Source organism: Caenibius sp. WL, assembly GCF_019803445.1.
Classification (GTDB): domain Bacteria; phylum Pseudomonadota; class Alphaproteobacteria; order Sphingomonadales; family Sphingomonadaceae; genus Caenibius.
On the sequence record NZ_CP081844.1, the window covers coordinates 3,157,165 to 3,183,489 of the forward strand.

The 26,325-nt window shown below is 65.3% G+C and carries 26 protein-coding genes; 12 read left to right on the plus strand and 14 right to left on the minus strand.

Annotated elements, in window-relative coordinates; translation table 11 throughout:
- Positions 1 to 63 precede the first annotated feature (63 nt).
- The 4 genes from K5X80_RS15195 to K5X80_RS15210 all read right to left on the minus strand — a co-directional run bounded on the left by K5X80_RS15195 (position 64) and on the right by K5X80_RS15210 (position 2,570).
- Entirely contained in the window at positions 64 to 822 is a 759-nt protein-coding gene (locus tag K5X80_RS15195; protein WP_222558549.1) for a Gldg family protein, read from the minus strand.
- A complete protein-coding gene (locus K5X80_RS15200) occupies positions 803 to 1,144 on the minus strand; it encodes a hypothetical protein (RefSeq protein WP_222558550.1) in 342 nt (113 codons plus the stop codon). The genes K5X80_RS15195 and K5X80_RS15200 overlap by 20 nt, the downstream gene beginning before the upstream one ends.
- A 33-nt stretch (positions 1,145 to 1,177) precedes the next feature.
- Positions 1,178 to 2,188, minus strand: a complete 1,011-nt coding sequence (locus K5X80_RS15205) for a cysteine synthase A (RefSeq protein ID WP_222558551.1) — start codon at positions 2,186 to 2,188, stop codon at positions 1,178 to 1,180.
- A gap of 64 nt (positions 2,189 to 2,252) precedes the next feature.
- Positions 2,253 to 2,570, minus strand: a complete 318-nt coding sequence (locus tag K5X80_RS15210) for a 2Fe-2S iron-sulfur cluster-binding family protein (protein ID WP_222558552.1) — start codon at positions 2,568 to 2,570, stop codon at positions 2,253 to 2,255.
- A 92-nt stretch (positions 2,571 to 2,662) separates the two neighbouring features.
- On the opposite strand from K5X80_RS15210, the gene K5X80_RS15215 reads away from it, so the two are divergent.
- Positions 2,663 to 3,280 carry a DNA-3-methyladenine glycosylase family protein gene (locus K5X80_RS15215; RefSeq protein WP_222558553.1) on the plus strand — a complete coding sequence of 206 codons (618 nt, stop codon included), beginning with the start codon at positions 2,663 to 2,665 and terminating at the stop codon, positions 3,278 to 3,280.
- A gap of 41 nt (positions 3,281 to 3,321) precedes the next feature.
- Here K5X80_RS15215 and K5X80_RS15220 read toward each other — a convergent pair whose 3' ends face one another.
- Complete coding sequence (locus K5X80_RS15220; protein WP_222558554.1) at positions 3,322 to 3,615, minus strand: 4a-hydroxytetrahydrobiopterin dehydratase; 294 nt, start codon at positions 3,613 to 3,615, stop codon at positions 3,322 to 3,324.
- Between the two features lie 47 nt (positions 3,616 to 3,662).
- Here K5X80_RS15220 and ccmA point away from each other — a divergent pair, with 47 nt between their 5' ends.
- Positions 3,663 to 4,277: a heme ABC exporter ATP-binding protein CcmA gene (gene ccmA / locus K5X80_RS15225; protein WP_222558555.1), complete on the plus strand. Its 615-nt coding sequence runs from the start codon at positions 3,663 to 3,665 to the stop codon at positions 4,275 to 4,277.
- A gap of 11 nt (positions 4,278 to 4,288) precedes the next feature.
- A complete protein-coding gene (locus K5X80_RS15230; RefSeq protein WP_283249322.1) occupies positions 4,289 to 4,933 on the plus strand; it encodes a heme exporter protein CcmB in 645 nt (214 codons plus the stop codon).
- 27 nt (positions 4,934 to 4,960) lie between these two features.
- On the opposite strand, the gene map is transcribed toward K5X80_RS15230, so the two are convergent.
- Complete coding sequence (map, locus tag K5X80_RS15235) at positions 4,961 to 5,785, minus strand: type I methionyl aminopeptidase (RefSeq protein WP_222558557.1); 825 nt, start codon at positions 5,783 to 5,785, stop codon at positions 4,961 to 4,963.
- Positions 5,786 to 5,825: 40 nt separating this feature from the next.
- Complete coding sequence (locus K5X80_RS15240) at positions 5,826 to 6,677, minus strand: DUF4163 domain-containing protein (protein ID WP_222558558.1); 852 nt, start codon at positions 6,675 to 6,677, stop codon at positions 5,826 to 5,828.
- A gap of 29 nt (positions 6,678 to 6,706) precedes the next feature.
- Here K5X80_RS15240 and K5X80_RS15245 point away from each other — a divergent pair, with 29 nt between their 5' ends.
- The 7 genes from K5X80_RS15245 (at position 6,707) to K5X80_RS17135 (ending at position 13,627) form a co-directional block, all read left to right on the plus strand.
- Complete coding sequence (locus K5X80_RS15245) at positions 6,707 to 8,101, plus strand: leucyl aminopeptidase family protein (protein WP_222558559.1); 1,395 nt, start codon at positions 6,707 to 6,709, stop codon at positions 8,099 to 8,101.
- A 74-nt stretch (positions 8,102 to 8,175) separates the two neighbouring features.
- Positions 8,176 to 8,499: a hypothetical protein gene (locus K5X80_RS15250; RefSeq protein ID WP_261390722.1), complete on the plus strand. Its 324-nt coding sequence runs from the start codon at positions 8,176 to 8,178 to the stop codon at positions 8,497 to 8,499.
- The gene (gene argC, locus K5X80_RS15255; protein WP_222558561.1) at positions 8,496 to 9,419 is read left to right on the plus strand and encodes an N-acetyl-gamma-glutamyl-phosphate reductase; all 924 of its coding nucleotides are present in this window, start codon (positions 8,496 to 8,498) and stop codon (positions 9,417 to 9,419) included. The genes K5X80_RS15250 and argC overlap by 4 nt, the downstream gene beginning before the upstream one ends.
- A gap of 289 nt (positions 9,420 to 9,708) precedes the next feature.
- On the plus strand, positions 9,709 to 10,047 hold the full coding sequence (locus K5X80_RS15260; protein WP_222558562.1) for a P-II family nitrogen regulator: 339 nt from the start codon (positions 9,709 to 9,711) through the stop codon (positions 10,045 to 10,047).
- An 89-nt stretch (positions 10,048 to 10,136) separates the two neighbouring features.
- Complete coding sequence (glnA, locus tag K5X80_RS15265; protein ID WP_222558563.1) at positions 10,137 to 11,546, plus strand: type I glutamate--ammonia ligase; 1,410 nt, start codon at positions 10,137 to 10,139, stop codon at positions 11,544 to 11,546.
- A gap of 430 nt (positions 11,547 to 11,976) precedes the next feature.
- Positions 11,977 to 12,930, plus strand: coding sequence for a CorA family divalent cation transporter (locus tag K5X80_RS15270; RefSeq protein WP_222558564.1), 954 nt, complete (start codon positions 11,977 to 11,979; stop codon positions 12,928 to 12,930).
- Between the two features lie 100 nt (positions 12,931 to 13,030).
- Entirely contained in the window at positions 13,031 to 13,627 is a 597-nt protein-coding gene (locus K5X80_RS17135; RefSeq protein WP_261390562.1) for a lysozyme, read from the plus strand.
- Between the two features lie 38 nt (positions 13,628 to 13,665).
- Here the strand turns inward: K5X80_RS17135 and K5X80_RS15280 are convergent, their stop codons facing one another.
- The 4 genes from K5X80_RS15280 to K5X80_RS15295 all read right to left on the minus strand — a co-directional run bounded on the left by K5X80_RS15280 (position 13,666) and on the right by K5X80_RS15295 (position 22,343).
- Positions 13,666 to 17,856 carry a translocation/assembly module TamB domain-containing protein gene (locus K5X80_RS15280; RefSeq protein WP_222558565.1) on the minus strand — a complete coding sequence of 1,397 codons (4,191 nt, stop codon included), beginning with the start codon at positions 17,854 to 17,856 and terminating at the stop codon, positions 13,666 to 13,668.
- A complete protein-coding gene (locus K5X80_RS15285; protein ID WP_222558566.1) occupies positions 17,856 to 20,030 on the minus strand; it encodes an autotransporter assembly complex protein TamA in 2,175 nt (724 codons plus the stop codon). The genes K5X80_RS15280 and K5X80_RS15285 overlap by 1 nt, the downstream gene beginning before the upstream one ends.
- 40 nt (positions 20,031 to 20,070) lie before the next feature.
- Positions 20,071 to 20,919, minus strand: coding sequence for an arginyltransferase (locus tag K5X80_RS15290; RefSeq protein WP_222558567.1), 849 nt, complete (start codon positions 20,917 to 20,919; stop codon positions 20,071 to 20,073).
- A gap of 170 nt (positions 20,920 to 21,089) precedes the next feature.
- On the minus strand, positions 21,090 to 22,343 hold the full coding sequence (locus K5X80_RS15295; RefSeq protein ID WP_222558568.1) for a threonine ammonia-lyase: 1,254 nt from the start codon (positions 22,341 to 22,343) through the stop codon (positions 21,090 to 21,092).
- Positions 22,344 to 22,472: 129 nt separating this feature from the next.
- Here K5X80_RS15295 and K5X80_RS15300 point away from each other — a divergent pair, with 129 nt between their 5' ends.
- A complete protein-coding gene (locus K5X80_RS15300; protein ID WP_222558569.1) occupies positions 22,473 to 23,369 on the plus strand; it encodes an NAD(P)-dependent oxidoreductase in 897 nt (298 codons plus the stop codon).
- Complete coding sequence (locus tag K5X80_RS15305) at positions 23,369 to 24,688, plus strand: amidohydrolase family protein (protein WP_222558570.1); 1,320 nt, start codon at positions 23,369 to 23,371, stop codon at positions 24,686 to 24,688. The genes K5X80_RS15300 and K5X80_RS15305 overlap by 1 nt, the downstream gene beginning before the upstream one ends.
- 113 nt (positions 24,689 to 24,801) lie before the next feature.
- On the opposite strand, the gene tatC is transcribed toward K5X80_RS15305, so the two are convergent.
- From tatC to tatA, 3 genes are read right to left on the minus strand one after another with little or no spacing between them, the layout of a single operon-like run.
- Complete coding sequence (gene tatC, locus K5X80_RS15310) at positions 24,802 to 25,614, minus strand: twin-arginine translocase subunit TatC (protein WP_222558571.1); 813 nt, start codon at positions 25,612 to 25,614, stop codon at positions 24,802 to 24,804.
- 3 nt (positions 25,615 to 25,617) lie between these two features.
- The gene (gene tatB, locus K5X80_RS15315; protein ID WP_222558572.1) at positions 25,618 to 26,067 is read right to left on the minus strand and encodes a Sec-independent protein translocase protein TatB; all 450 of its coding nucleotides are present in this window, start codon (positions 26,065 to 26,067) and stop codon (positions 25,618 to 25,620) included.
- 14 nt (positions 26,068 to 26,081) lie between these two features.
- Positions 26,082 to 26,321, minus strand: coding sequence for a twin-arginine translocase TatA/TatE family subunit (gene tatA / locus K5X80_RS15320; protein WP_222558573.1), 240 nt, complete (start codon positions 26,319 to 26,321; stop codon positions 26,082 to 26,084).
- Positions 26,322 to 26,325 lie beyond the last annotated feature (4 nt).

The window sequence follows — 26,325 nt, forward strand, 5'->3', positions numbered from 1 at the left end:
TGTCCCGTGATTTCCCCGATAATGGTGATCGCACGGATCGTCCCGGAATTTCCCCGGTTGGGCTCAGCCCCCGCCGAAAGCGCTGTTCAGCAAGGCAGACAACGCGGTCTCACGCGCGGCCTGCGCGTTTCCGGCGTTTTCCAGCAGCGCGGCATCGGCGATCACCACCGCCGTCCCCCGCCCGATGGCGCAGCGCGCCACAAGACCTTCGCCCAGCAGCGCGCATGCCGCATCCCCGCCGCCCGCATTTTCCCGCAAGGCGAAACGCCCGGGCAGATTGACGGGCACAGCGGTGCCCAGAACGTCGACCCGCCGTTCGCCTTCAGGCAGCGTCTCGTCGAATTGCAGATCGAGCCCCCAATGGTTCAGCAGAGGCGAAAGCAGAATCACCTCCTGGGGTCGCCGCCGGTCGCCAAGGGCGAAAGCGGAATGGGCAGTCAGCATGGGATCGGCGAACAGCAGCACACGCCCGCCTTCGCGCACCCACGCATCCAGCGCCACGTTCTCCGCCGGCGACAGCGCACGCGGCTGCGCCAGCACGAGATCGCGCGCACCGGCAAGGCCCTGTTCCTGCCCGGCGGCACTCAGCACATCGAGCGGGCGCAGGCGATAATCCCGCTCCAGCGCACGGCGCACCCAATGCGGCCCGCTCTCATCCGCCAGCATCTCGCCGAGATCCGCGGTTTCGCCCCAATAGATCGGCAACGTGGTGAACAGGCCAAGCACCGGCTTTTCGTGTGGCGCGCGCCATGCCACGGCGGCCGCACCGGCGGCCACGGCCAAAAGCGCAACGATCAGGAGATTACGGATTGGGCGGGCCATTCCCGTCGGTTTTGGCGGAGGTGTCGTCGCCCTTGGACGACGGAATCACCCCGGCATCGGCCAGCGGATCGCTGGCGGGCACGGGCGGAATCTTGACTGGCGCCAAAGTGGAGGCCGCTTCCGGCACGGTCGTCGCCTCGGTCTGCTTGGCCCGGTCCATCACGATATTGGCAAGGCCGATCATCATCAGGATCGCGACCAGCCCGGCAATGCCGATCTGCAAGCGGAAGATCGCCTGCGCCCGCGTACCGCCGAGCGGCACAGGCAGCGCTTCCGGCTCACCCCGGCCTTCAGGCTGCGATTGGGAAATGAGGTCCGGCATAATGCGCGGAAGCTACCGCAAGGGCGCTACCAGTCAATCCTTCAGCCACTCGAACACCGGAAGCCCTTTGGCGTCCAGCCATTCGCGGTTGTAAAGCGAAGACAGATAACGGAAGCCCGTGTCGCACAGGATGGTGGCCACGCGCGGGTTCTTGCGGCCTTGCGCCACCAGTTGCCGCCCCAGCGCCACCGCGCCCGCCACATTGATCCCGGAAGACAGCCCGAGGCACAGCCCTTCGTCCTTGAGCAAGCGGCCGACCCATTCCAGCCCTTCCTCATCCGAAATGCGAAATTGCGTGTCGACCGGCGCCCCTTCGAGATTGGCGGTGATGCGGCCCTGCCCGATCCCTTCGGCAACCGAACTGCCTTCGGCCTTGAGTTCGCCGCAGGCGAAATAGTTATAGAGCGCCGCCCCGTGCGGATCGGTCAGCGCGATCACAATGTTCTCGTCGAACGCCTTGAGCCCCAGCCCGACCCCGGCGATCGTCCCGCCGGTGCCCGCCGCGCAGGTGAAACCGTCGATCCGGCCTTCCATCTGCTCCCACAGTTCGGGCGCGGTGGATTCGATATGCGCCTTGCGATTGGCGGTGTTGTCGAACTGGTTGGCCCAGATCGCGCCTTCCGTCTCTTCCGCCAGGCGGCGCGAAGTGTGCACGAAATGCCCCGGATTGGCATAAGGCGCCGCGGGCACCAGCACCAGTTCCGCCCGCAAGGCACGCAAGGTGTCCATTTTCTCGCGCGATTGGGTTTCGGGCATGACGATGATCGTCTTGTAACCCAGCGCATTGGCGACCAGCGCCAGACCGATCCCGGTGTTGCCCGCCGTCCCTTCGACGATCGTGCCGCCCGGCCGGAGATCACCCCGGCGTTCGGCATCGCGCACGATCCACAGCGCCGCCCGATCCTTTACCGATGCACCGGGATTGGCAAATTCGCATTTGCCGTAAATCTCGCACCCGGCGGCCTCGCTGGGCCCTTTGAGCAGAACAAGCGGCGTGTTGCCGATCAGATCCAGAGTCGTCTGGCGAATGGGCGGTGCAATCATGGCAGCAGGGTTAGGCCTTCATGCTGCCTTCCGCAATGATTTGCGCAGGCAGCACGATATCGGCTCAATCTTCGGGTGCGATGGTGACGCGCAGGCCGTCCAGTTCGTCGGTGAGCGGCAACTGGCACGACAGGCGCGAGCTTTCGTTGCGGTGATCCGAACTGTCGAGCAGGTCGTTCTCGTCTTCGCTCATTTCCGGCAGACGATCAGCGAAGGCCGGATCGATGAAGACGTGGCAGGTCGCACAGCTGCAGCAGCCGCCGCACAGTGCCAGCAGTTCGTCGAACCCGTTGTCGCGGATCGCTTCCATCACGGAAACGCCGCTGGCGGTTTCAACAGTCCGTTCTTCACCTTCACGATTTACCACTGTCAGCTTCGGCATCGTATTCCAGTTCCCTCGAATTAGGTTCGGCCTGTTGGCCCGTACGCGCGCGTGCTAGGGCCTGCACGCCCATTTGACAAGCGGGAGGAGCTATGGGGCTGGATGCACATCAGTTGCGCAGCGGGATCGATTTCGCCGCAGCCACGGAGCCGACCATCGCCGCGGCACTGGCGAAGGCGGGCTATCCGGAGCCGCGCCAGCGCCCCACCGGCTATCGCACGCTGCTGCGCACTATCGTCGGCCAGCAGGTCAGCGTGGCCGCCGCCGCTTCCATCTGGAACCGTCTGGAGGCCGGACTCGGCGCGGATATTCCGCCGGAATCCTTGCTGGCCGCCGATTTCGACACGCTGCGCGCCCTGGGCCTGTCACGCCAGAAACAGTCCTATGCCCGCTCGCTCTGCGAACTGATCATCAGCGGCGCTCTGGATCTCAGCCAGTTGCCGCAAGACGATGAAACCGCGATCGCCGAACTGACCCGGATCAAGGGTATCGGCCGCTGGTCGGCGGAAATCTACCTGCTGTTCGCCGAAGGACGCGCCGATATCTGGCCCGCGGGCGATCTCGGCGTTCAGGCCGGACTGCACAAGATCATGGGCCTCGGCGCCCGCCCCGATGAGAAAGCGACGCGAATCATCGGCGAAGCGTGGCGCCCGCATCGGGGCGCTGTCGCGGTGTTCACCTGGCACTGCTACGACAATCCGGCGCTCTGACCGGACTGACCGGAGCGACGCCGCCCCGGCAAGCCGCGTGCTTATTTCAGCAGCGCATCCATCGCCGTGGCCATTTTCACATCGCGCTGCGACAGGCCGCCCGCGTCGTGCGTGGTCAGCGTCACCTGCACGCGGTTATAGACGTTGAACCATTCGGGGTGATGATCCTGCACTTCGGCCAGCAGCGCCGCGCGCGTCATGAAACCGAAAGCCTGGCTGAAGTCCTTGAAAAGAAACGTCCGTTCAATCGCCAGCCCATCGGCCCGCAGGCTCCATTCCGGCAGGGCGGCCAGCGCGTCGGTGCGTTCTTGATCCGTCAATTGCGTAACCGGCATCGTGCTCTCCTTGGCAGGGTGCTGCCTTTCCCCTATCCCGCGCTTCTATGCAAGCCTCCGCCCCCGCACGGTCCGCCGATCCGGTTCTCGCCGCCTCCGCGCTCGCTTGCCGCAGGGGCGACAGAGTGCTGTTCCGCAACGTAAGTTTTAGTCTCACTGCAGGCGAAGCGCTGCATCTGGCCGGCCCCAACGGGATCGGCAAATCGAGCCTGATCCGCATTCTCGCAGGGCTGATGCCGCCCGTCGCAGGCACGGTCCAACGCCGGGGCGCCATGGCCCTGCTCGACGAACGCAGCGCCCTCGATCCGCAACTGCCGCTCGGCGCGGCGCTATCCTTCTGGCAGGCGATCGACCGCATCGAAGACAGCGCGTTTGCCGCCGCCATCGCCCGGCTCGGCCTTGCCGATCTACTCGACGTGCCGGTGCGCTACCTGTCCACGGGGCAGAAGAAACGCGCCGCGCTTGTCCGCGTGATCGGACAGAACGCCCCGGTGTGGCTGCTGGACGAACCGCTCAACGGACTGGACAGGAGCGCGGTCGCGCTGTTCGAAGCGCTGGTGGCCGAACATTGCGATGCTGGCGGCATCGCGGTGATCGCATCGCACCAGCCGGTCACCGTCGCCATGATGGCCCGGTTCGAACTGGAAGGCTTCGCCTTGTGAGCGGCGGGTTGATGCGCATTTTCCTGCGCGATTGCGCCATACTGGTGCCGGGCGGGCGGCGTGGGGGCAGCTTGCTGCCGCTGCTGTTCTTCCTTGCCGTGGCCATGCTCTACCCCTTCGCGGTCGGCCCCGATGCGCCGTTGCTGGCGCGCACGGGCGGCGGCGTGATCTGGGTGGCCGCGCTGCTGGCCGCGATCCTACCGCTCGACCGGCTGGTTGCGCCCGATCTGGAACGCGGCTTCTTCGACCAGTGGGCTCTGCGCGGGATTGCGGAAGAAGCGGTGATGGCGGTGCGCATGCTGGCCCACTGGCTGAGCTTCGGCCCACCGCTGATGCTGGCCGCTCTGCCCGCCGCCGCGCTGCTGGGGATCGATGGCACGGCGCTGCGCACGGTGGAACTGGGCCTGCTGGTGGGGACGCCGGGCCTGGCCGCCATCGGCGTGCTGATCGCCGCGCTGACCGCTTCGCTGCGTTCGGGCGCGGCGCTGGCGGGATTGCTGCTGATCCCGCTATCGGTGCCGATCCTGATTTTCGGCGCGGGCAGCCTGGCCACTGGCGGCGAAAGCGGCCTGGCGCTGACCGCCGCCATCAGCCTGCTGCTGCTGGCGATCACACCCTTTGCCGCAGGGGCCGCCATCCGCGCCGCACGGGAATAGCACCGGCCCGGCGCGCAAACGCCCGGATCAATAGGGCGGCTTGTGCAATCCCTTGAGACTGAGCGTGAAAATCTCGCAGCCCGTTTCGGTGATTCCGATCGAATGTTCGAACTGGGCCGAAAGGGACTTGTCCCGCGTCACCGCTGTCCAGCCGTCGTTAAGCAGTTTCACGCCCGGTTTGCCGAGGTTGATCATCGGTTCGATCGTGAAGAACATCCCCGGTTTCAGTTCCGGCCCGGTGCCCGCGCGCGCGGCGTGGATCACTTCGGGGCTGTCGTGGAACAACCGGCCGAGGCCGTGGCCGCAAAATTCGCGCACCACGCCATAGCGGTGCTGTTCGGCATGGGCCTGAATAGCCGCGCCGATATCGCCGAGCCGCGCGCCGGGCTTCGCCTTGTCGATCCCGATCATCAGGCATTCGTGCGTCACATCGACCAGCCGCCGCGCTTTCAGCGACACATCGCCGACCAGATACATCCGGCTGGAATCGCCGTGCCAGCCATCGAGCAGCGGCGTGACATCGATATTGACGATATCCCCGTCCTTCAGCGCCTTGTCCGAAGGAATGCCGTGGCACACGACGTGATTGATCGACACGCAACTGCTGTGTTCGTACCCGCGATAGCCGAGCGTCGCGGGCACGCCGCCCGCATCCAGCGTCATCTGCCGCACGATATCGTCGATCTGTCCGGTGGTGACGCCGGGCCGCACCACGGCGGTCAGTTCGTCGAGGATTTCGGCGGCCAGGCGCCCGGCCCTGCGCATCCCCTCGAACCCATCGGGGCCATGCAATTTGATCGTGCCGTCGCGCAGCACGGCGTCGGCGGCGGTAATGGTCTGGTATTCGGTCATACCCGCCTATGTAGCGCCTGCGCGCCGAAATTGCGAGCGTTCAGCGCCCCGCCGCAAATGCCGCGCGAAATTCCGGCTTCACTGCGGCGATGACGGCGGGCGTCACCGGCAGCGTGACGTCATAGCTGCCTTCGGCATAAGGGCCCGCCGCGTAAGGCCCGATCAGGAAACCGATCCGGTCGAACGCCGTCTTGCCCGCCGAGCCGAGAATCGGGGTTGTGTCCTTGATCCCGATACAGGCCGACATCCAGTCATCCTGATTGCGAACGACCTTTTCCCCCCGCCGTTTCGCGCGTTCGCGGTCCAGCCCGGCGCAAAGCGGTTGCTGCACCGCCTTTTCCAGCGCCGCTTCCGAGGTGAACAGCGAAAGGACCGAACGTTCCTTGCCCGCCTTCTTGTCCCACAACAGGCTGTCATAGCCGGTGTTGCCGTGCGCGCCGCCGGTGTACGAATAGATCGTGGCCGAAAGGCTGAGCCAGTCGGGCAGGTCCGTCACCACCGCCCATTCGGTGGAAAGGTCGTAAGGCCGATAGGGATAGCCGTTTTTCTCCGCATCGGCGCGGCCTTCGCCGGTTTCCTTCACCAATCCGTCCTTGGCCGATTTGAGCTGGCCATCCAGCAGCGCTTTCAGCCCCGGCTGCACGGCGGCCTGCGCCGGATAGGCATAGAGGAAAGTGTAATTGTCCGTTTCCTCTTTCACTTCGACTGCCTTGGCGGCTTCTTGCCCGGCGGGGGCAGCGGCGGGCTTGGCCGCGAGCGCCGATTCCGCCGTGGCAACCTTGTCCTTTTCCCCGGGAGTGTCCGCGCCCTGCTCCGGCGTGCAGGCGCCGAGTCCCAGAACGAACAGACCGGCCAGCATCACCCGGCGGCGGTAAGAATTCTTCTCGCGCATAACGGCTCCCTGAGGCATGAAGCGCCAATATGACGGACAAATACACGCTGATCCAGCCCGATCGTGGGCAAAAGTCCACGCTTATCCATCTCGTCTCCAAGGATAATTTCCCCGACTGGGCCAAAGGCCTGTCGCCCGCGCAGCGCGCCGCGCTCGAAGGGCAGAAATTTCGCGGCAATGGCTATGAAGTCGCGATCGTGCCCGAAGGGGACGGCTGGTTCGCGGTCGGCGGCGTCGCGGACCCGGACACCCTGTCGAGCTGGTGTCTCGCCCGGCTGGCCGAAGCGCTGCCCGCAGGCACCTATGCGCTGGCCAGCGGCGATCCCGGCAAGGCTCTGCTCGGTTGGCAGACCGCACAATACCGCTTCACCCGCTATCGTGAGGAAACGGACCCTGTCGGCCCGCGTATCCTGCTGACCAGGGATGCGAAAGCGATCGAGGGATCGCTGGCCGAAGCCGCCGCCGTCGCGCTGGTGCGCGATCTGGTGAACACGCCCGCCGAAGATTGCGGGCCCGCCGAGCTGGAGGCGGAGGCGGAAAAGCTGGCCAGGGCACACAAGGCCGATCTGCATGTCGTGCGCGGTGATGCGCTGGAACGCGCATATCCGATGGTCCACGCCGTTGGCCGGGCGGCGGGCCGCCGCCACGCCCCGCGCCTGATCGAACTGACCTGGGGCGATCCCCAAGCCCCGCGGCTGGCGATTGTCGGCAAGGGTGTGTGCTTCGATTCGGGCGGGCTCGATATCAAGCCATCGTCCGCCATGCTGCTGATGAAGAAGGATATGGGCGGGGCCGCCCATGCGCTGGCGCTGGCCGGGCTGGTGATGGGCGCGGGGCTCGATGTGCGCCTGCATCTGCTGATCCCGGCGGTGGAAAATGCGGTCTCCGGCAACGCGTTCCGCCCCGGCGACGTTCTCCGTTCGCGCCAGGGGCTGACGGTCGAGATCGGCAACACCGATGCCGAAGGGCGGCTGATTCTCGCCGATGCGCTGACCCGCGCCAGCGAGGAAAAGCCCGATCTGGTGATCGATTTCGCCACGCTGACCGGCGCGGCGCGCGTGGCGCTGGGGCCCGATCTGCCCGCGCTGTTCGCCCGCCGCGACGAAACCGCCGACGCCCTGATCGCTGCGGGCCGCGCGCAGGATGATGAAATCTGGCGCCTGCCGCTTTACGAAGCCTATGCCGAATGGCTCAAATCCGACATTGCCGACACCAACAACACCAATTTCAACGGCTTTGCCGGGGCCACCGTGGCGGGCCTGTTTCTCGACAAGTTTGTGGGCAGCGAAATCGACTGGGCCCATTTCGACACCTGGGCCTGGCGCCAGACCGCAAGGCCCGGCCGCCCCAAGGGGGGCGAGGCGCTGGGCCTGCGCGCGGCATGGCACATGCTGCGCCAACGTTACGGCCAACACCACGGATAGCTTGCTAGCGGCGCTTCGCCCGTATAAGCGCCCGGTTTCCCTCCCTTCCGTGGTGGACGACAAATTTGACCGACGTGACCATTCCCAGCGGGCAACTGATCCTTTCCGGCCCGAGCGAGAAGCCTGACGCCGCATATTGGCCGGTGCGCGGGGATCTGGCGCATATCCGCCTCGCCGGGCGATGCTTCGTGCCCCACTACGCCGTGCCGATGCCGCGCACGGTGCGCGATGGCGCCTCGCTCTACAGCGCGGCGCGCCGCAACGCCGATATTCTGGTCTCCGTCGTCGGCGACAGCGTGTTCAACGTGCTCGATGTCACCGGCGATTGGGCATGGGGCCAACTGGGCGACGATGGCCTTGTCGGCTATGTCGCGCTCGACCAATTGGGTGAGGCATGAGCATCACGATCTTTATCGACGGCGCGGCCGGCACCACCGGTCTGGAAATCGCCGAACGGCTGACCGGGCGGGACGAAATCGACCTGCTGATTCTGGACGACGACCGGCGCAAGGATGCCACCGCCCGGCGCGATGCCTTCCACGCGGCCGATTTCGCCGTGCTGTGCCTGCCCGACGATGCCGCGCGCGAAGCGGTGGCGCTGGCCGAAGGGTCGAACGTGCGCATCATCGATGCGTCTACCGCGCACCGCGTCGCCCCCGGCTGGGTCTATGGCTTCCCCGAAGTGTCCGGCCTCGACGTGGTGGCGCGGGCGCAGCGGGTCAGCAATCCGGGCTGCTATTCCACCGGGTTCATCGCTCTGGTCGCGCCGCTGGTGCGCGCCGGGCTGCTCCCGGCGGACTGGCCTTACACCTGCAACGCCGTGTCCGGCTATTCGGGCGGCGGCAAGGCGCTGATCGAACGGTTCGAAAACGACCGCGATATCGCCTGGCGCGGCTATGCCCTGAATCTGGGCCACAAGCACGTGCCGGAAATGCAGGTACGCTGCGGTCTGTCGATCCCGCCGCTGTTCACACCCGCCGTCATCCCCGCGCATCGCGGCATGGTGGTGGAGGTGCCGTTGCAGCTCGGCGCCATGCAGGGCGCGGGCACAGTGGACGCGATGCGCCAGTGCCTGGCCGATTTCTATGCCGCCAGCCCGGTGGTCCATATGGGCGCGCAGCCCGATGGCGAGCTGCTGCTGCGCCAGTCGTGTCCGCCGAACGACCGCCTGGAACTCCACGTCTTCGGTTCGCCCGATGGCAACCAGGCGCGGCTGGTCGCGGTGCTCGACAATCTCGGCAAGGGCGCCAGCGGCGCGGCGGTGCAATCGCTGAACCTGATGGCGGGCCTGCCCGAAACCGCCGGGCTGTGCCTCTGATCTTGATGGCGGGCGGCTTCCACCGCAGGCCCGCCCACCTCTGCCCAAAAATCAGGCAGCCTGCTGCCTGATTTTTGCACACGCACCTTTCATGCTGCGGGCATGCCGATATGTGCCTGCCGCACAGCACACAACAAATGCGCGATTCCGGCCTTTCCCGGCGGCGCGCAATGCCGTAATTCACGCCTCAGCCAATTGGCATGATTCTTGATTAGGCATTACCGAGAGCATGTGAAATCCCGGTGCCGCCCCGGCGGCGCCGGCTCGTCGCGCGGGAGTTGTTAGACACGTGAAGAAGATCGAAGCCATCATCAAGCCGTTCAAGCTCGACGAGGTGAAGGAGGCGCTGCACGAAGCCGGGGTTTCCGGCATCACCGTAACCGAAGCCAAGGGCTTCGGCCGCCAGAAGGGGCACACCGAACTCTATCGCGGCGCCGAATACATCGTCGACTTCCTGCCCAAAGTGAAACTGGAAGTGGTGGTGAGCGACGAAACCGCGGAAAAGGTTGTCGAAGCCATCGCTTCTGCGGCGCAGACCGGACGGATCGGCGACGGCAAGATCTTCGTCAGCCCGATCGAAGCCGCCGTGCGCATCCGCACCGGCGAGCGTGACGACGACGCGATCTGATTTCCTGATTTCTCCAGACACGTTATCCGGGCCACCCCCGCCGAAGGGCGGCACCGCAATTCCATCGGCACAGTAAGGGAAATACCGAAATGGCCAGTGCAAAGGACATCCTCAAAAGGATCAAGGACGAGGAAATCGAGTGGGTTGACCTGCGCTTCACCGACCCCAAGGGCAAGTGGCAGCACCTCACGATGGTTTCTTCCGTCCTCGGCGAGGATGAACTGGAAGAAGGTCTGATGTTCGACGGTTCGTCGATCGCCGGCTGGAAGACGATCAACGAATCCGACATGATCCTCCGCCCGGACCTCGAAGCGGTCTATATCGATCCGTTCAGCGCCACGCCGATGATGATCATCTTCTGCGACATCGTCGAACCGTCGACCGGCGAACTCTACTCGCGCGATCCGCGCTCGACCGCGAAGCGCGCCGAAGCCTTCGTCAAGGCCAGCGGCATCGGCGACACCGTCTATGTCGGCCCCGAAGCCGAATTCTTCATGTTCGACGACGTGAAGTTCTACGACGGTTACAACGGCAACGGCTTCAAGATCGACGATATCGAACTGCCGACCAACACCAACCGCGAATACGAAGAAGGCAACCTCGGCCACCGTCCGCGCGTCAAGGGCGGCTATTTCCCGGTTGCCCCGGTCGACAGCGCCGTGGACATCCGCGGCGAAATGGTCACCACCATGCTCGAAATGGGCCTGCCCTGCGACAAGCACCACCACGAAGTGGCCGCCGCGCAGCACGAACTGGGCATGACCTTCGGCACGCTCGTCACCACTGCCGACCGCATGCAGATCTACAAGTACGTCGTCCACATGGTGGCGCAGGCTTACGGCAAGACCGCAACCTTCATGCCCAAGCCGATCATGGGCGACAACGGTTCGGGCATGCACACCCACATCTCGATCTGGGAAAAGGGCAAGCCGCTGTTCGCCGGTAACGGCTATGCCGGCCTTTCCGACACCTGCCTCTATTTCATCGGCGGCGTCATCAAGCACGCCAAGGCGCTGAACGCTTTCACCAACCCGACCACCAACAGCTACAAGCGTCTGGTGCCGGGCTACGAAGCCCCGGTTCTGCTGGCCTATTCGGCCCGCAACCGTTCGGCTTCCTGCCGTATTCCGTACGGCACGGGCGAAAAGGCGAAGCGCGTGGAATTCCGCTTCCCCGACGCGATGGCCAACCCCTACCTGTGCTACGCCGCGCTGCTGATGGCCGGTCTCGACGGGATCAAGAACAAGATCCACCCGGGCGAAGCCATGGACAAGAACCTGTACGATCTGCCGCCGGCCGAACTGGCCGAAGTGCCGACCGTCTGCGGTTCGCTGCGCGAAGCTCTGGAATCGCTCAACGCCGACTATGAATTCCTGCTGGAAGGCGGCGTGTTCACCAAGGACCAGATCGATTCCTACGTCGAAATCAAGTGGGACGAAGTGCTGCGTTTCGAAACGACCCCGAGCCCGGTCGAATTCGACATGTACTACAGCCTCTGATCCGCTGGATTACGCAATCACCAAGGGGGCGTCCGGGAAACCGGGCGCCCTTTTGCTTTGCGTGGTTATAAGGCTTGCAGGCAGGGATGTCCTTGGCTCTTACCCCTACCGGCCCTGCCCCAGCCCCCGCTCAGCCTGAGCCTGTCGAAGGCTGCTCACAACGGCAGCCCCACATTCTAGAAAGCGCTTGGCCACACCTTCGACGCGTGGCCTTCGACAAGCTCAGGCTGAACGGGAATTGAGAGTTGGCGGACAAGGACCGTTCCTGTTTGCAAACGCATCGCATTTGCCATCGGCGTTAAGGGGCAATTGCGCAGACGGCCTCTACCCACACAGCCGTCACCCTGCACAATCAGGTTCGGCATGAACGAAGGAGGATACCCCGCCCTTCCCGATTGCGGGGCCTGCGCCGTTCCTCTACTGAACCGGGATGCAGGAGTTCGCCGCCATTGTCGAACAGGGTCAGGCAAAGGTGGTGCCGAGCAGCGAGGTGCTGGCCTACACCGGCCCCGGCTTCGCCTGGTTGCACGTCGAAAGCATGGAACCGCGCCTGCCCACCGATATGCGCGGCACAACCCTGCCCGAAATCGTCACCAGCGCGCTGACAGCGACCGAAACCCGTCCGCGGTGCGATGCCATCGATCACGGCGCCATTCTCAATCTGCGGGGCACCGCGCTCGAAATTCGGGACGATTCCGATTGGCTGGTATCGATCCGCCTGTGGGTCCAACGCGACCGGATCATTTCCTTCAGCCGCACGACCTTGGGCGCGATGCCCAAAGTGCGCACCGCCTTTCTTGACGGAAAACTGGCCGATCCGGGCGATCTCGTTTCCATGCTCGCGCGCGAAATCAGCCTCGAACTCGATCCGCACGTGGCGGGATTGAGCGATCAGCTGGACGATTGCGAAACCGAACTGGAAACCAGCAATCACTATGGCCTGCGTCGCGTGGTGGCGCAGATCCGCTCCACCGCCATTTCGCTCCGCCGCTTCGTCGCACCCGATCGCGACGCGCTCGATGCGCTCACCTCGCTCAATTTCCCCTGGCTTGCCGAGGAAGACGTGCTCCACATCCGCGAGGCGTCCGACCGTTTCGCCCGCATGACCGAAGAACTGGAGGCGGTGCGCGAACGCGCCGCACTGGTCCATGAACAGTTGACCGATCTGCGCACCGAACTGGTCGATCAACGCTCGCTCTATATCGCCATCGTCGCGTTCATTTTTCTGCCGTTGACGTTCATCACCGGGCTGCTGGGAATGAATGTCGAAGGCATTCCCTTTGCCCATCATCCCCATGCTTTCTTGGGTGTGGTGCTGTTCTGCATTGTCGTCGGGCTGGTGGTTTTCGGCTGGTTCGGGGTGCGCCACTGGCTGCGGCGTTGAATCCCCCTTCCTTCCACCCTTAGCAAGAAACCATTTTCCTACAGGCCTGTTCGTTCATTATCTGTTCCGCCTTCTGTCACGAATCAGCGAGGCGCAACCCATGAACCGCAGCGTGCTTTTCAACGCCATCCGCCGCCTGATCGGGCGCGGTTTCCGGCACAGCGAAGTGCTGGTGCTGGACAATGCCATCGACGAGATGCTGGCCCCGTCCGCCACGGCTGCGCCCATGCCCCGGCCACGCACAGCCAGTGCGGCGGGCATCGCGCTTATCCAGCGCTTCGAAGGCTGCGCCCGCCGCCGCCCGGATGGGATGATCGCCGCCTATCCCGACCCCGGCACGGGTGGCGCCCCGTGGACCATCGGCTGGGGCGCGACCGGGCCCGGCATCGGCCCCGGCACGGTATGGACGCAGGCGCAATGCGATGCGCGGCTGGAACAGGACATCGCCCGCCACGCCCGCGATGTGGACCGCGCGCTGGCCGATGCGCCGACCAGCCAGGCCCAGTTCGACGCGCTCGTTTCGTTTCATTTCAACACCGGCGCGATCACCCGCGCCACGCTGACCCGCAGGCATCGCGCGGGGGATCATGGCGGGGCCGCCGCCGAATTCGCACGCTGGAACCGTGCGGGCGGGCGCGTGCTGCCGGGCCTCGTCCGCCGGCGCGAAGCGGAAACCGCGCTCTATCGCCAGGGTTGAAGGGAAGCGAGTGAAGCAGGGGCCACGCGGCCCCTGCCTCAGTAATCCTTGCTGGCCTTGATCAGCACGCTTTCACGGCCGACGGTCGAAACCGAACCCAGCAGCGAAAGCCAGCTTGTCACCCGGAATTCCAGTTGGGTGGCGCTGTATCCCCGCCCGTCCGTGATGATTTCCGCATAAAGCTTGCGGCTGAGGTACTTGCCCGCCGCGATCCCGGTGCCCTGATCGCGGGCCGGATCGGCGGCGACGATCCGCAACCGGTCAAGCCCGATGGCCGAACGCAGCTTGTTGATCGGGTCCATCCCGCCGCCGCCGCGCAGCGAAGCCAGCGCCGCGCCCAGTTGCAGCGCATCGGTGGCGCTGAGATCGCTGATCGAACCGCCGAATAGCAGCCGCGCCAGCAGTTCCTCCTCGGGCAAAGCCGGAGTGGAAGTGAACGCGATTTCCGGCTGCATCGCGTTGCCTTTCACCGTCACCCGCACCGTCAGGCCATCCACTTTCGAATCCGCCTGGATATCGAGCTGCGGGTTCGGAGGCCGGGTGGCATCGAACGCGATGCGGCCGCGCGTCAGATCGAACGCACGCCCGGCAAATTCGTAAGTGCCGCGTATCATGTCCGCGCGCCCGCCGATGCGCATGTCGCTGGTGGTGCCGCGCAGGGCGATATTGGCCCCCCATTCGCTGTCCAGCCCCATGCCGCGCACGAACAGGCGGTTGTTGCCCTGCGCGTCGATGAGATAACGCCATGGCTCGGAGCGCCGTTGCCGCGGGGCCGCATCGGCCGCCATGTTGATTTCGCGGGTGGGGATATTGGGCAGTTCGGCAGCCGCCGACATCGATCCCAGTTTCCAGTTCGCTTCCTTGATATCCAGCCGGCCCGCGATCGTGCCGCCGATGCCGTTGGAAACGATCCGCAGCGGCCCGGTGACAGTGGCCGACATATCCTTGCGGTTCAGCACTTGCGCGTTGACCGCCGCCAGCCTGATATCCATGACCGGTCCGTGCTGGTCCAGCCCGCCGATATCGATCGTGCCGCTGCCGCTGACTCTGCCGCCGTTGCGCGCTTGCCCGGCAAAGCTGGACAGCAGCAGGCGCGACCCCGCGAAGGTGCCCCGCGCCCGGATATTGCGGACATCGGTGCCGGTGAGCGAGCTACGGAAGCGCAGGTCGTCACCCGACAGCGAGCCCCGCACGCTCGGATTCCCGAGCGTCCCGGTAACATCGGCGGCCACATCGAGCGGGCCGGTGAGATCGAAGGCATCAAGCGCCGCCAGCCGCCAGAGTGATTCCGCCGGGCCGCCATAGCGAAGCTGCGCGAACAGCGCGCCGCGATTGAGCCGTTCCATCAGCCCGCCCATGCGCGGCAATCCGCTGATCCGGGCCTGCAACCGGCCGCGCCGCGCGCCGCCTTCGCGAACGGCCGCGCGCGCCTGTAATTCACGCTCGGACAAGTCGGCAACGAGGTAGAAATCGATCGGGCGCGAGGTCAGCACAAGCCCCGAACGGCTCAGCCCCTTGATCTGCAAGCGGCCCTGCCCGGTGGGCGGCGCGTTCGGCTTGGCATGGTAATCAACCACGCCTGAAACCTTGCCTTCGAGGCTCATATCGGTGAACGCGATATCGAGCACCGAAAGCGACATGTCCGCCAGTTGCAGCTTGAGATCGGTCGGCCCGTTGCCGCCGAACCGGCCCTGCGCGATAGCGATGCCATCGCCATAGGACACCTGCGTCGGCGCCAGCGCCCAGCCGCCGCCCCGCTGCTTGGTCAGGATCGCGCGGCGCGGCATGGTGATCGGGTGATCGGCGAATTCGCCTTGGGCGAGCAGCGCGATCTGTTCGGGCGTGGTGGTGCCCTGCAACTGCAGGCTGAAGCGCACGCCCCGCCGCCCGGCGAGCGAGGCATTGAACGTGCCCCGGCCATCGACGATGGATGCCTTGGCCGCCAGCCGTCCGACGAACACCTGCCCGTAGCTGATGCCCTGCGCAAAGATCGACCCGTTGGCCTGCGTCGAATTGCCGCCGATGATGCCCGTGGCCTCGATCTTGGCCGAGCGGATGCTCAGCGGGGTCGCCCCGGCGAAGCGGGCGTTGCGCGCCGCCAGATTGACATCGAAGCCCTGCCCGCCGCCACGCGGGGCGAGCCCGATCGTCCCGTCCAGCCCGCCGCCCGTCAGCGCTAGATTGCCCGTGGCCCCGCCGTCACCCAGCGTCAGCACGCCGCTGACATTGGTCTGCGATACCGCCATTTTGGCGATTTCGATCCGCGTGGGCCCCTTGGTGGGCATGAACAGGTTGAGCCGCCCATCGAACGGGCCAAGCATCGACTGGCCCTTGGTATCGATGCCGAACCCGTCGGCAATCGGGGCCAGCGCGACGCGCACATCCTTGAGCCCGGCAGCAGGCAAGGGATCGGCGAAGACCAGCACCGCGCGCGGCCCGTCATCCGCCATCGAGGCATCGACCGTGAACGGCCCATAATCGGTGTGGCGGCCGGAACCGACCACTTTGGTGGTGCCGTTGGCTACGCTGCCATCCATCCGCAGAACCAGCTTGTTGGCGTCGAGCGCGACTTTCTGGAACAGCAGAGGTTGCTTGCTGCCCATCGCCACCCCGCCGCGGAAGCGGATGTTGCCGCCGGTTACCGTTGTCAGCGTTTCGTTGGCGATGCGCGGCATGTTGCCCGCGAAATTGGCCCGCACCATCCAGTCGCCATACGTCGTGACTTTGGCGATGATCTTGGCATGGCCGTTGAGCGTGCCAAGGTTTTCCAGCGCGATACCGCGCGCGTTGACCGGCCCGGCAATGGCATAGCCGCCCTTGGCGACATCCCCGCGCACCGCCAGCTGGGCATCCAGCCCCTGGAACGCGAGCTTCAGATTCGAGGAGGTGAGCTGATCCCCCGTCAGTTGCACGATCCCGTTGGCGCGCCCGTTCACCAGCCGGGGATCGAGCATGGCGTTACCGGTGACGATTTTCGCGGCGGTGAGATTGAGCGGCAGAGTCCATGTCTTGCCGTCATACGTCAGCGTGCCCTGCTGCTTGACCCCGGCCAGTTGCGTGGCGCCCGACACCAGCCGGTCGATCTGCACGCTATGCGGAACAGTCAGATCGCGGAACGGACCATCGAGATCGACAGTGAACCGCGCCCCTTCCAGCTTCATATCGGCGCCCAGCGCATCGGAACGCGTCAGCGCACCCGCGATCTTGAGCCCGTTGGCCCGGTTGGTCCCGAGATCGAGCCCGCCATCGGCCTTGAGCTCGACCGCCCGGCCCTGAACCCGTGCCGCGCCGGTGATGACGCTGTTTTCGAGCCGCCCGAAAACCCCCAGGCCGACCTTTTCGCCCAGAAGATCCTTGGGCAGACCGGCGATCAGCTTGCCGGGGAACACCTGCCCCAGCGCGCCATAGAGGCCTTCCTTGTTGCTCAGTTCGAACGCGGCCAGCCGTTCGTTATCGTGGCGGGCCAGGAACGCGCCTTTCCAGTCGGTCCAGGTCCCTTTGCCCACCAGCCGCAGCGAAAGATCCTTCTTCGCCCCGGCCATTTCGGCCAGCAACCCGCCCGCAGGCGCGTGATAATCGAGATCGGCCTGGAACCGGTCGCGTTCGGGAAACGCGTCGAGCAGCGCATGGATACGGTCCGAACCGCCCAGCTTGCCGTCCACTTTCAGATAGGCGCGGCGATCCTGTTTCAGCGCTTCGGCATAGAGATCGACCCGCCGCCTTTCGCCCAGCACCTCTTCGGCGACAATGAAGTTTTCGAGCCGGAACTTGTCCACCCGGATATCGAAATCGGGCAGCCACGGCGCATCGGGATCGCCCGGTTTCAATTCGGGCACGCGCAGCAAAGTGCCGCGCCGCGCGGTCAGCTCGCGAATATCCAGCCCGCTGAAGAACCAGTTGAACGGTCGCCAGTCCAGATCGGCCTCCGGCACGGTGACGAACGCCCCTTTCGGGTCCGACAACGTCAGCTTGCGCAGTGTCAACCGGCTGTAGAGCGAACCTTCGATCCGCCCGATCTTGATCCGCAGGCCGTTTTCCGGCTGCAACGCGGCGATCCGGTCGGCCACGAACCGATGGCCGATGGGCGTGTCGAGCAACAGCGCCGACACCAGCATCGCGCCCACCACCAGTGCGACGATGCGCGTCGTCCAGTAGCGCCAGAGCGACCGGCGGCGCGGCGGCGGCGCGGTTTCTTCCTCCGGAATTTCGGCGGACGTGGCGTCGTTCATCAGAAAGCCTGCCCCAGACCGACATAGACCGCCACGGGCGGATCGCCCTTGCGGCGATTGAGCGGTGTGGCCACGTCGAGCCGGATCGGCCCGAAGCTGGTGTTGTAGCGCACACCGATGCCCGCGCCGAATTGCAGCCCGCTCAGGCTCGGCGTGGCATCGCGGCCCACAGCGCCGGCGTCGATGAACGGAACCACCGACAGCGCCCCGCCGAACATGCCGGTCTTCACCCGCGCTTCGAGCGAGAATTCAACCAGCGAACGCCCGCCGCTCGGATCGTTCTCATCGTTGCGCGGACCGACCCCCTGATAGCTGTAGCCCCGCACCGATCCGCCACCGCCCGCGTAGAGCCGCCGGGACAGCGCGATATTGTCCACCGGGGTGCCGAAGATCGAAGCGACCTTGGCCCGGCCCGCCAGCACCGTCTTGCTGCCGATGGAGAAATAGCCGCTCATATCCACCTGCGTGCGGATGTAAGTGGATTTCTGCTTGGACTGCACCGAAATCTCCGGCGAAACGCGCGCGTTGATCCGGAAGCCCTTCGTCGGATCGAGCAGGCTGTCGCTGGTGTCGATACCGATGCCCAGCGGTAGAGCGCCGATGAAATAGGTCATCCGGCCATCAGACGCGTTGGGCGCCTTTTCATCGGTGGCAAGGATTTCGAACCCGGCGCTCCAGGTGAACGGCTTCTGGAACAGCAGCGTGCTGACGCGTTCGTACGTGCCCGTGACAGAGGCCGTGCGCGCATCGTAGGCATCGCGCTTGATCGTGGTCACATAGGCGTCCAACGTCAGAATCCGGTCACGCCCGAGGAAATTGTTCCGGCGGAACGTCACCCCGGCAAGCTGTTCGCGCGTGCCCGCCACACCCCGGACCCGCAGCGAGCCTTCGGGCGGGAACAGGTTGCGGTGTTCCCAACTCGCCTCGGCGCGGAAACCTTCGCCCGTGCCATAGCCCACCGCGCCGGAAATCGTCCGCAGCGGGGCCTTGGTCAGCCCGACATCCATGTCCACCACGCCCGGTTCGGTGCCGTTGGGGGCCTGCGTTTCGCGCGGGGTGATAGTGATAGTGGAAACGAGCCCGGTGGCGACGATGGCGCTGCGCAGGTCCATCTCGTCGCTGCGGCGGTAGATTTCGCCCGGCTTGAACCGCGCGATGCGTTGCAGATGGCGGCTGGAAAGGAATTTCGGGTCATCGCTGTTGATCGCGCCGAAACGATACTTCCCGCCATGCGTGACCGGCAGAGTCAGATCGCCTTCCTGGCGGTCATGATCGATCAGCAGATCGGGTTCGCCGATCTTGGCGAACGGATAGCCGTTTTCGCCCAGCGCCTTGTCCAGATCGGCGTTTTCCTCAACGATCTTGTCGGCCAGCACCGGATCGCCCGGCCAGATTTCGTAAGCCTTGCGCAGAGCGTCGTGATCGGGCGCCAGCGCCAGATCGCCGAGCGCGATCGCACCGAAGCGGTACTGTTTGCCCGGAATGATATCGAAGCGGACTTCCGGTTCCTGCTTGGCCTTGCCGTTCTCCCCACCCTTGACCGCGCGCAGCACGCGCCCGTCGTAATAGCCGTAAGTGCGCAGCAATTCCTCCAGCAGGTCCTCATCCTCACGCGCGCGGGCGGCGACCTGGGCCAGATTGTCGTCACTGTCCGACAGGCTTTCGACGCTCGACAGGCTTTCGAACCGTTCGGCGAACTTCTTGTGCATCGGAAATTCGGCTTCGTCGCGCGGGAAGACAAGCAGCAGATTGTCCGACAACCGCACTTCCCGGCCCCGCCGCACCCGGTTGAACGGTTCGAACGCTTCGGCCGCCAGCGCCGCTTCGGGCTCGGGCTCCAGCGGTTCGGGCCGGGCGAGTTCGGTTTCATCCGGCCAGGGCAGCGTGACTTCGGGCAGTTCCGCCAGCGGCGCATTCACATCGAGCGACGGCGCTTCGGCCTGCTGCTGGGCCGCGCCGCTCGCCGCGTCGGTCTGCACGGCCCAGGCTTCGGGATTGGCGACGGCGCTGTCGGGAATGAGGTCTTCCAGCCGCGCAGGCGGCGTGGCCGGCAGAACGGGCGCGGGCGGAGCGGCGACCGGGGGGGCGGTCGTCGGGGTGGGCACGGATTCGGGTGCGGGCTCGGGCGCGGTCTGGGCCAGCGCGGGAATCGGCGCGGCCGACAGCGCCAGCACGGCCAGCAACCGGCGCCGGAAAGCGCGCCCCGCGGCGCGTTTAGACCTGATACTGGTCCTGCCTGCCGGGAACCCCGTCTTTCCCGCTGCCATCGACAGTAAAGGCAGTGTTCCGGCCTGATGTGGCAGTCTGGGCGATAAGGCGGCCTTGTTCATCCGGATCAAAACGTTCCCACCCATTCGGGCCCAGTTTCTCCAAAGGGCGGTAACGGATCTTGTATTGCATCCGGGCTGAACCATCGACCCAATAGCCGAGATAGACATAGGGGAGTCCAGCTTCGACGGCCCTGCGGATGTGGTCAAGGATAATAAAGTTACCAAGTCCTGTTCGCGCCTCATGATCCGGGTCGTAAAAACTGTATATCATGGACAGTCCATCGCCCTGCCTGTCGGTCAGACAGGCGCCGATCAACCGGCCAGGCCCCCTTCTATCGGAAGGCTCCCTGTATTCGATGACATAGCTCGTCACCGGTGTATGCTCGACCATATCGGCGAAATCGATCTCGTCCATCGATGCCATGCCCCCGCCGGGATGACGTGCGGCAAGATAACGCTGTAACAAGTCGAACTGTTCCGAAGTCGCCCACGGACGGCATTCGGAAACCACGATATCGGCATTCTGGCGGAGGATTCGCCGCTGGGTGGCCGAGCCGCGAAACTCCCCCGCGATCACCCGGACGGAAACGCAGGCATGGCAATTGGCGCAGCTTGGCCGGTAAGCCACCGTCTGGCTGCGGCGGAACCCGATACGGCCCAGCGCATCGTTCAGGGCATCCGCGTTTTCGCCGCGCAGTTCCGTGAACACCTTTCGTTCGTCCCGGCCCGGCAGATAGGGGCATGGGCCGGGGCTGGTGACGTAAAAGCGGGGAAAGCGGATCGGAGCCGTCACGAGACTGGAGATGTCCTCTGCTACGCTGCCATGCCAACGGGCGCTGGGCAGGCAATATGCCCGCCCCTTCCAAACGTTGAAAGAACCTTAACCACGATTTGCGGTCAAGGGCTTATATTTTGTCACCAGCCGCCCACCGGCAGGTGCGCGACCGGCGCGGCCCGCCGCGCTCAGTCGAGTTCGACCTGACTGACCGTATAACCCTTGCCGCGCAGGGCCTGGATCAGGGCGTTGAGCTGTTCGCGATCGCGCGCTTCGCATTCGATATCGGTCACCAGCCCCTTGGCGGGCAGATGGGTGAAAATCCGCTGATGCGAAATCTCGATGATATTGACGTTGTGCGCGTTGAATTCGTGCATCACGCGGTAGAGCGAGCCCGGCCGGTCCTGCAGGAAGATGCGCAGCCGCGCGAGGCGGCCCTGCCGGGCGAGATCGCGCAGCAGCACATTCGCCAGCAGGCGGGTATCGATATTGCCGCCCGACAGGATGATGCCGACATTCTTGCCCGCGAAAATCTCGCGGTTGTTCATCACAGCGGCCAGACCCGCGGCCCCCGCCCCTTCGACCACCGTCTTTTCGATCTGCAACAGCAGGGCGAGCGCGGTTTCGATGGACGCTTCGTCCACCAGCACGAGATCGTCGAGCAGATCGGCCAGCGCCACGGATGTCAACTGGCCGGGTTCGAACACCGCGATCCCTTCGGCCAGCGTATCCCCGCCGCAAGGCAGATTGGTGCCTTTGAGCCGGTTGTACATCGAGGGGAACAGTTCCGCTTCCACCCCGATCAGGCCGATCCCCGGCTTGATCGCCCGCGCGGTGACCCCCATGCCGGTGGCAAGGCCGCCGCCGCCGATAGGAATCGCCAGCACGTCAAGCTCGGGCACATCCTCCAGCATTTCGAGCGCGACCGTCCCCTGCCCCGCGGCGACCGTCGGATCGTCGAACGGGTGGACGAACGTCAGCCCCAGTTCCTTTTCCAGCTTGCGCGCATGGGCATAGGCCTGGTCGAAATTCTCGCCTTCCTGCACCACTTTGCCGCCCACGCTCTGCGTCTGCATCACTTTCACGTGGGGGGTGGTGCGCGGCATGACGATCGTCACCGGCACGCCCAGCCGGGTGCCGTGATAGGACAGGCCCTGCGAATGATTGCCCGCCGACGCCGCGATCACCCCGCGCTGGCGCTGTTCCTCGGTCAAGGCCAGCAGAGCGTTCAGCGCGCCCCGTTCCTTGTAAGCGGCGGTGAACTGCTGGTTTTCGAACTTCAGCCAGATGTTCGCCCCGGTAATCTCCGACAGCGTGCGGCTGTGGAGCGTGGGCGTACGGATGATCGCGCCGTTGAGCCGGTCTGCGGCTGCGCGAACATCCTCGATCGTCAGGAGCGGCGCCTCGCCGGCCACCTGATGCAGGGCTGTGCTGTTTTCCATTGCCTGCGCGCCCTAGACGAAACTGCGGGCGAGGGAAACCACGTTTCATGCGGGGAAGCGGCAGGCAACGGGGCAATTCCGTCGCATTGGCCATTTGCATCGCGGCAAAAGGCGTTACACAGCGCCCCCATGTCTGACACGAAACGTATCGCATTTCTGGGTCTGGGTGTGATGGGCGGCCCGATGGCGCGCCATCTGCTGAACGCGGGCCACACCGTCACCGCCTACAACCGCACCGCCGCGCGCTCGGCCGCCTGGCTCGATGCCGCGGGCGGGCCCGGCAGGGCGCGGATCGCCCCCACCCCCCATGCCGCCGCGCAAGGCGCGGAGGTGGTGATAAGCTGCGTCGGCAACGACGATGATCTGGCCCAGGTCATGCGCGGGCCCGACGGGGCGCTGGCCGCGCTGGCGCCCGGCGCGCTGGTGATCGACCACACCACCGTTTCGGCACAGATCGCCCGCGATCTTGCCGGGGAATGCGCGGCGGGCGGGCTCCATTTCGTCGATGCCCCGGTATCGGGCGGGCAGGCGGGCGCGGAAAAAGGCGCGTTGTCGATCATGTGCGGCGGGACGAACGATGCTTTCGCCATGGCCGAGCCGGTGATGCGGGCCTATGGCGCGCGGATCGTCCACATCGGCGGCGCGGGCGCGGGGCAGACGGCCAAGATGGTCAACCAGATCAGCATCGCCGGGGTGCTTGCGGGCCTGTCCGAAGCGGTCCGTTTCGCCGATGCCGCCGGCCTCGACATGGACAAGGTCCTGCAGGCCATTTCCGGCGGCGCGGCGCAAAGCTGGCAGATGGAAAACCGCTGGGCGACCATGGCCGCCGATGAGTTCGATTTCGGCTTCGCGATCGACTGGATGCGCAAGGATCTCGGCTACGCGATCGAGGAAGCCAGGGCACTCGGCGTTTCGGTGCCGGTCACCGCGCTGGTCGACCAGTTCTATGGCGAAGTGCAGGCGCTCGGCGGGGGCCGTCAGGATACCAGCGCGCTGATCCGCCGCCTGCCGAAAGGGCATGGCTGATGCGGCGATTGGCGTTTCCCGCGCTGCTGCTCGGTGCGCTGGCGCTGCCCGCTGCCGCGCTGGCCGATACGCTGCTCGACAATGTGAACGGCGTGACGCTGGACGAAACCGGCAAGCAGGTGACATTCACCGGGCTGGTGTTCGATGCGGACGGCACAATCACGCAGGTGCTGCGCAGCGGCGACAAGCGGCCCAAAAAGATCGATGCGCGGCTCGATGGCGCGGGCCGTTTCGTGATGCCGGGAATTATCGATTCGCACGTTTCGCTGATGCGGATCGGCTATGCCGCGATGACCGGCGGGCGCGATGGCCTGCCCCCGCCCCGCCCGGAAGACCGCGACGTGGCCTTGCAGAAGGCGCAGCGTCTGCTGGCGGCGCAAGGGATAACGGCGGTGGCCGACATGGGCACGTCGATTGCGGACTGGCAGACCTATCGCCGCGCGGGCGATGCCAACACGCTGTATATCCGCATCATGGCCTATGCCGGCAGCGTGGACGATATGGTGCTGATCGGCGGCCCCGGCCCTTCGCCTTGGCTGTACAAGGATCGGCTGCGCTTCAACGGGCTCTATCTCAAGCCCGGCAAGCCCGTGCCGCGCGATCAGGCCGCCCCTGCGGCCAATTCGCCCGAAGCCACGCAATTGCGCAACCTGATGAGCCGCGCCGCGATCGACAGCTTTCAGGTGGCCGTGTCCGCCACCGATCATGCGGCGGTGGATGACGTGCTCGATGCGATCACCGAACTCAAGCCGACCTATCAGGGCGAACGCCGCTGGCGGCTGGAAGGGGTGAAAGTGATCGACAGCGCGCAGACCGGCCGCGCGGGCGGGGACAAGGCTTTCGCCAGCTTCCGCTTCGGCGCGCTGGAACAGGACATGGCCAATGCCGGGCCCGCCGCCGCGCAGACCCAGCCATGGCAAAGCGTCCTGCAGGCGGGCGTCAAGCCGGTCTATGGCTCCGCCGCGCAGGCCACGGCGCCCACGCCTTTCGCCGATCTCGCTGTCGCCGTGACCCGGGCAGGCGCCACCGGGCAGCCGTTCGGCGGCTGGTATCCGCAGGAAAAGCTGACTCGCGAAGCCGCTCTGGCCGCATTCACTGTCAACGCTGCTTATGCCGGGTTTGCGGAAGGGCGTTTCGGCCGCCTCGTCAAAGGGGAAAAGGCCGATTTCATCATGGTCGACCGCGATCCCATGCTGGCTTCGGCCGAGGAATTGCGCGCGATGCGAGTGATCGAAACATGGATCGGCGGCGCGCGCATCTATGTCGCGGGGGCCGAGGCGGCGCAGGGCTTTGCGCAGGAAAAAATGCCCGGTTGGTAACGTGCTGGAGTGATTTCGAAGCAAGTGGAAACCTGCTGGCCCGGAAATCACCGCAAACAAAAGACAAGCGAGAGTGACGCCGGTTGAACCAGAACCGGTGCCACTCCAAGCGGCTATTCCGCCGCCGCCGGGTCCTTGCCCGCTTCGCTTTCCTGCGCGGCTTCGGCCTTGCGCGCGCGCCGTTCGCCCAGCCACATGAACAGCATCGAGCCTTCGAACAGAAGGATCAGCGGAATCGCCAGCATGAGCTGCGAAATCACATCGGGCGGCGTGATGACCGCCGCGACGATGAAAATCACCACGATCACATAACGGCGCGCCACGGCCAGTTGGTCGCGGGTGACGATGCCCGCCCGGTTGAGCAGCAGCAGCAGCACCGGCAGCAGGAAGCTGATCCCGAACGCGAGGATGAACTGCATCACCAGATTGAGATAATCCCCCGTCCCCGGCAAAGCTTCGAGCTTCAACCCGCCCGCTTCGCCCTGAAAGCCCAGGAACCAGTGGAACGCGGTCGGCATGACGATGAAATAGGCCAGCGACGCCCCCGCCACAAACAGGATCGGCGTGGCGAACAGGAACGGCAGGAACGCCTTCTTTTCCTTCGCATAAAGCCCCGGCGCGACAAACGCCCACAACTGGTTGGCGATGATCGGGAAACTGAGGAAGAAAGCGGCGAACAACGCCACTTTCACTTCCACGAAGAACGCTTCGTAAAGCTTGGTGTAGATCAGCCGCCCCTGCCCCGGCGGGAACGCCTCGGTCAACGGGTGGACGAGAAAGCCGAAGATGTCCTCCGCGAAATAGAGGCACACGCCAAAAGTGATCGCCAGCGCCACCACGCAGCGCATCAGGCGGTTGCGCAGTTCGATCAGGTGATCGAGCAGCGGCGCCTGGGTCTCGTCGATATCATGAATCTTGAATGCCATGGATCAGGGCTCGTGACGGCTGACGGGGCCGCCCAGCGGCAATTGCGGTTCATCCGGGGCGGGATCGGCGGCGGGCTTGCGCCGCGCTTCCGCACCGGCGGCGGGGGATTCTGCGGCATCGGGACCAGCCAGCGCTTCGGCCCCTGCGCCCGTTGGCGCCTTCGCTCGCGCCTCAGCGGACGCTTCGGCCATGGCGGGCTCCGCGCTGTCTTGCCCCCCGGGGTGTTCGGCCATGATCCGTTCGTTCTGTTCGCGCCACTTGCGCTCCAGCTCCTCCATTTCCGCTTCGCGGATCATCGTATCCAGCCCCGCGCGGAAATGGCCGGAAACCCGGCGTATCTTGGCGATCCAGCGCCCGGCCGTGCGCAGGGCCAGCGGCATATCCTTGGGGCCGATCACGATGATCGCCACTATCGCGATCATCAGCAGTTCGGACGCGCCGACATCAAACATGGCGCTTCTCTCGATCAGTTACCCGTCGGCTGGTCATTCGCCGACTTGCTGGTGGCATTGTCCCGTGGCGGGTTCGCGGCATCGGGGTCTTCAAGGCGCGGCGGGAGCGGCTTTTCATCGTCCTCTTTCATGCCTTCCTTGAAGCTTTTGATGCCCTTGCCGAAATCGCCCATCATCTCCGCGATCCGGCCACGGCCGAACAGCACGATGATAACGAGGGCGACAATCAGCAATTGCCAGATGCTCAATCCCATCGAA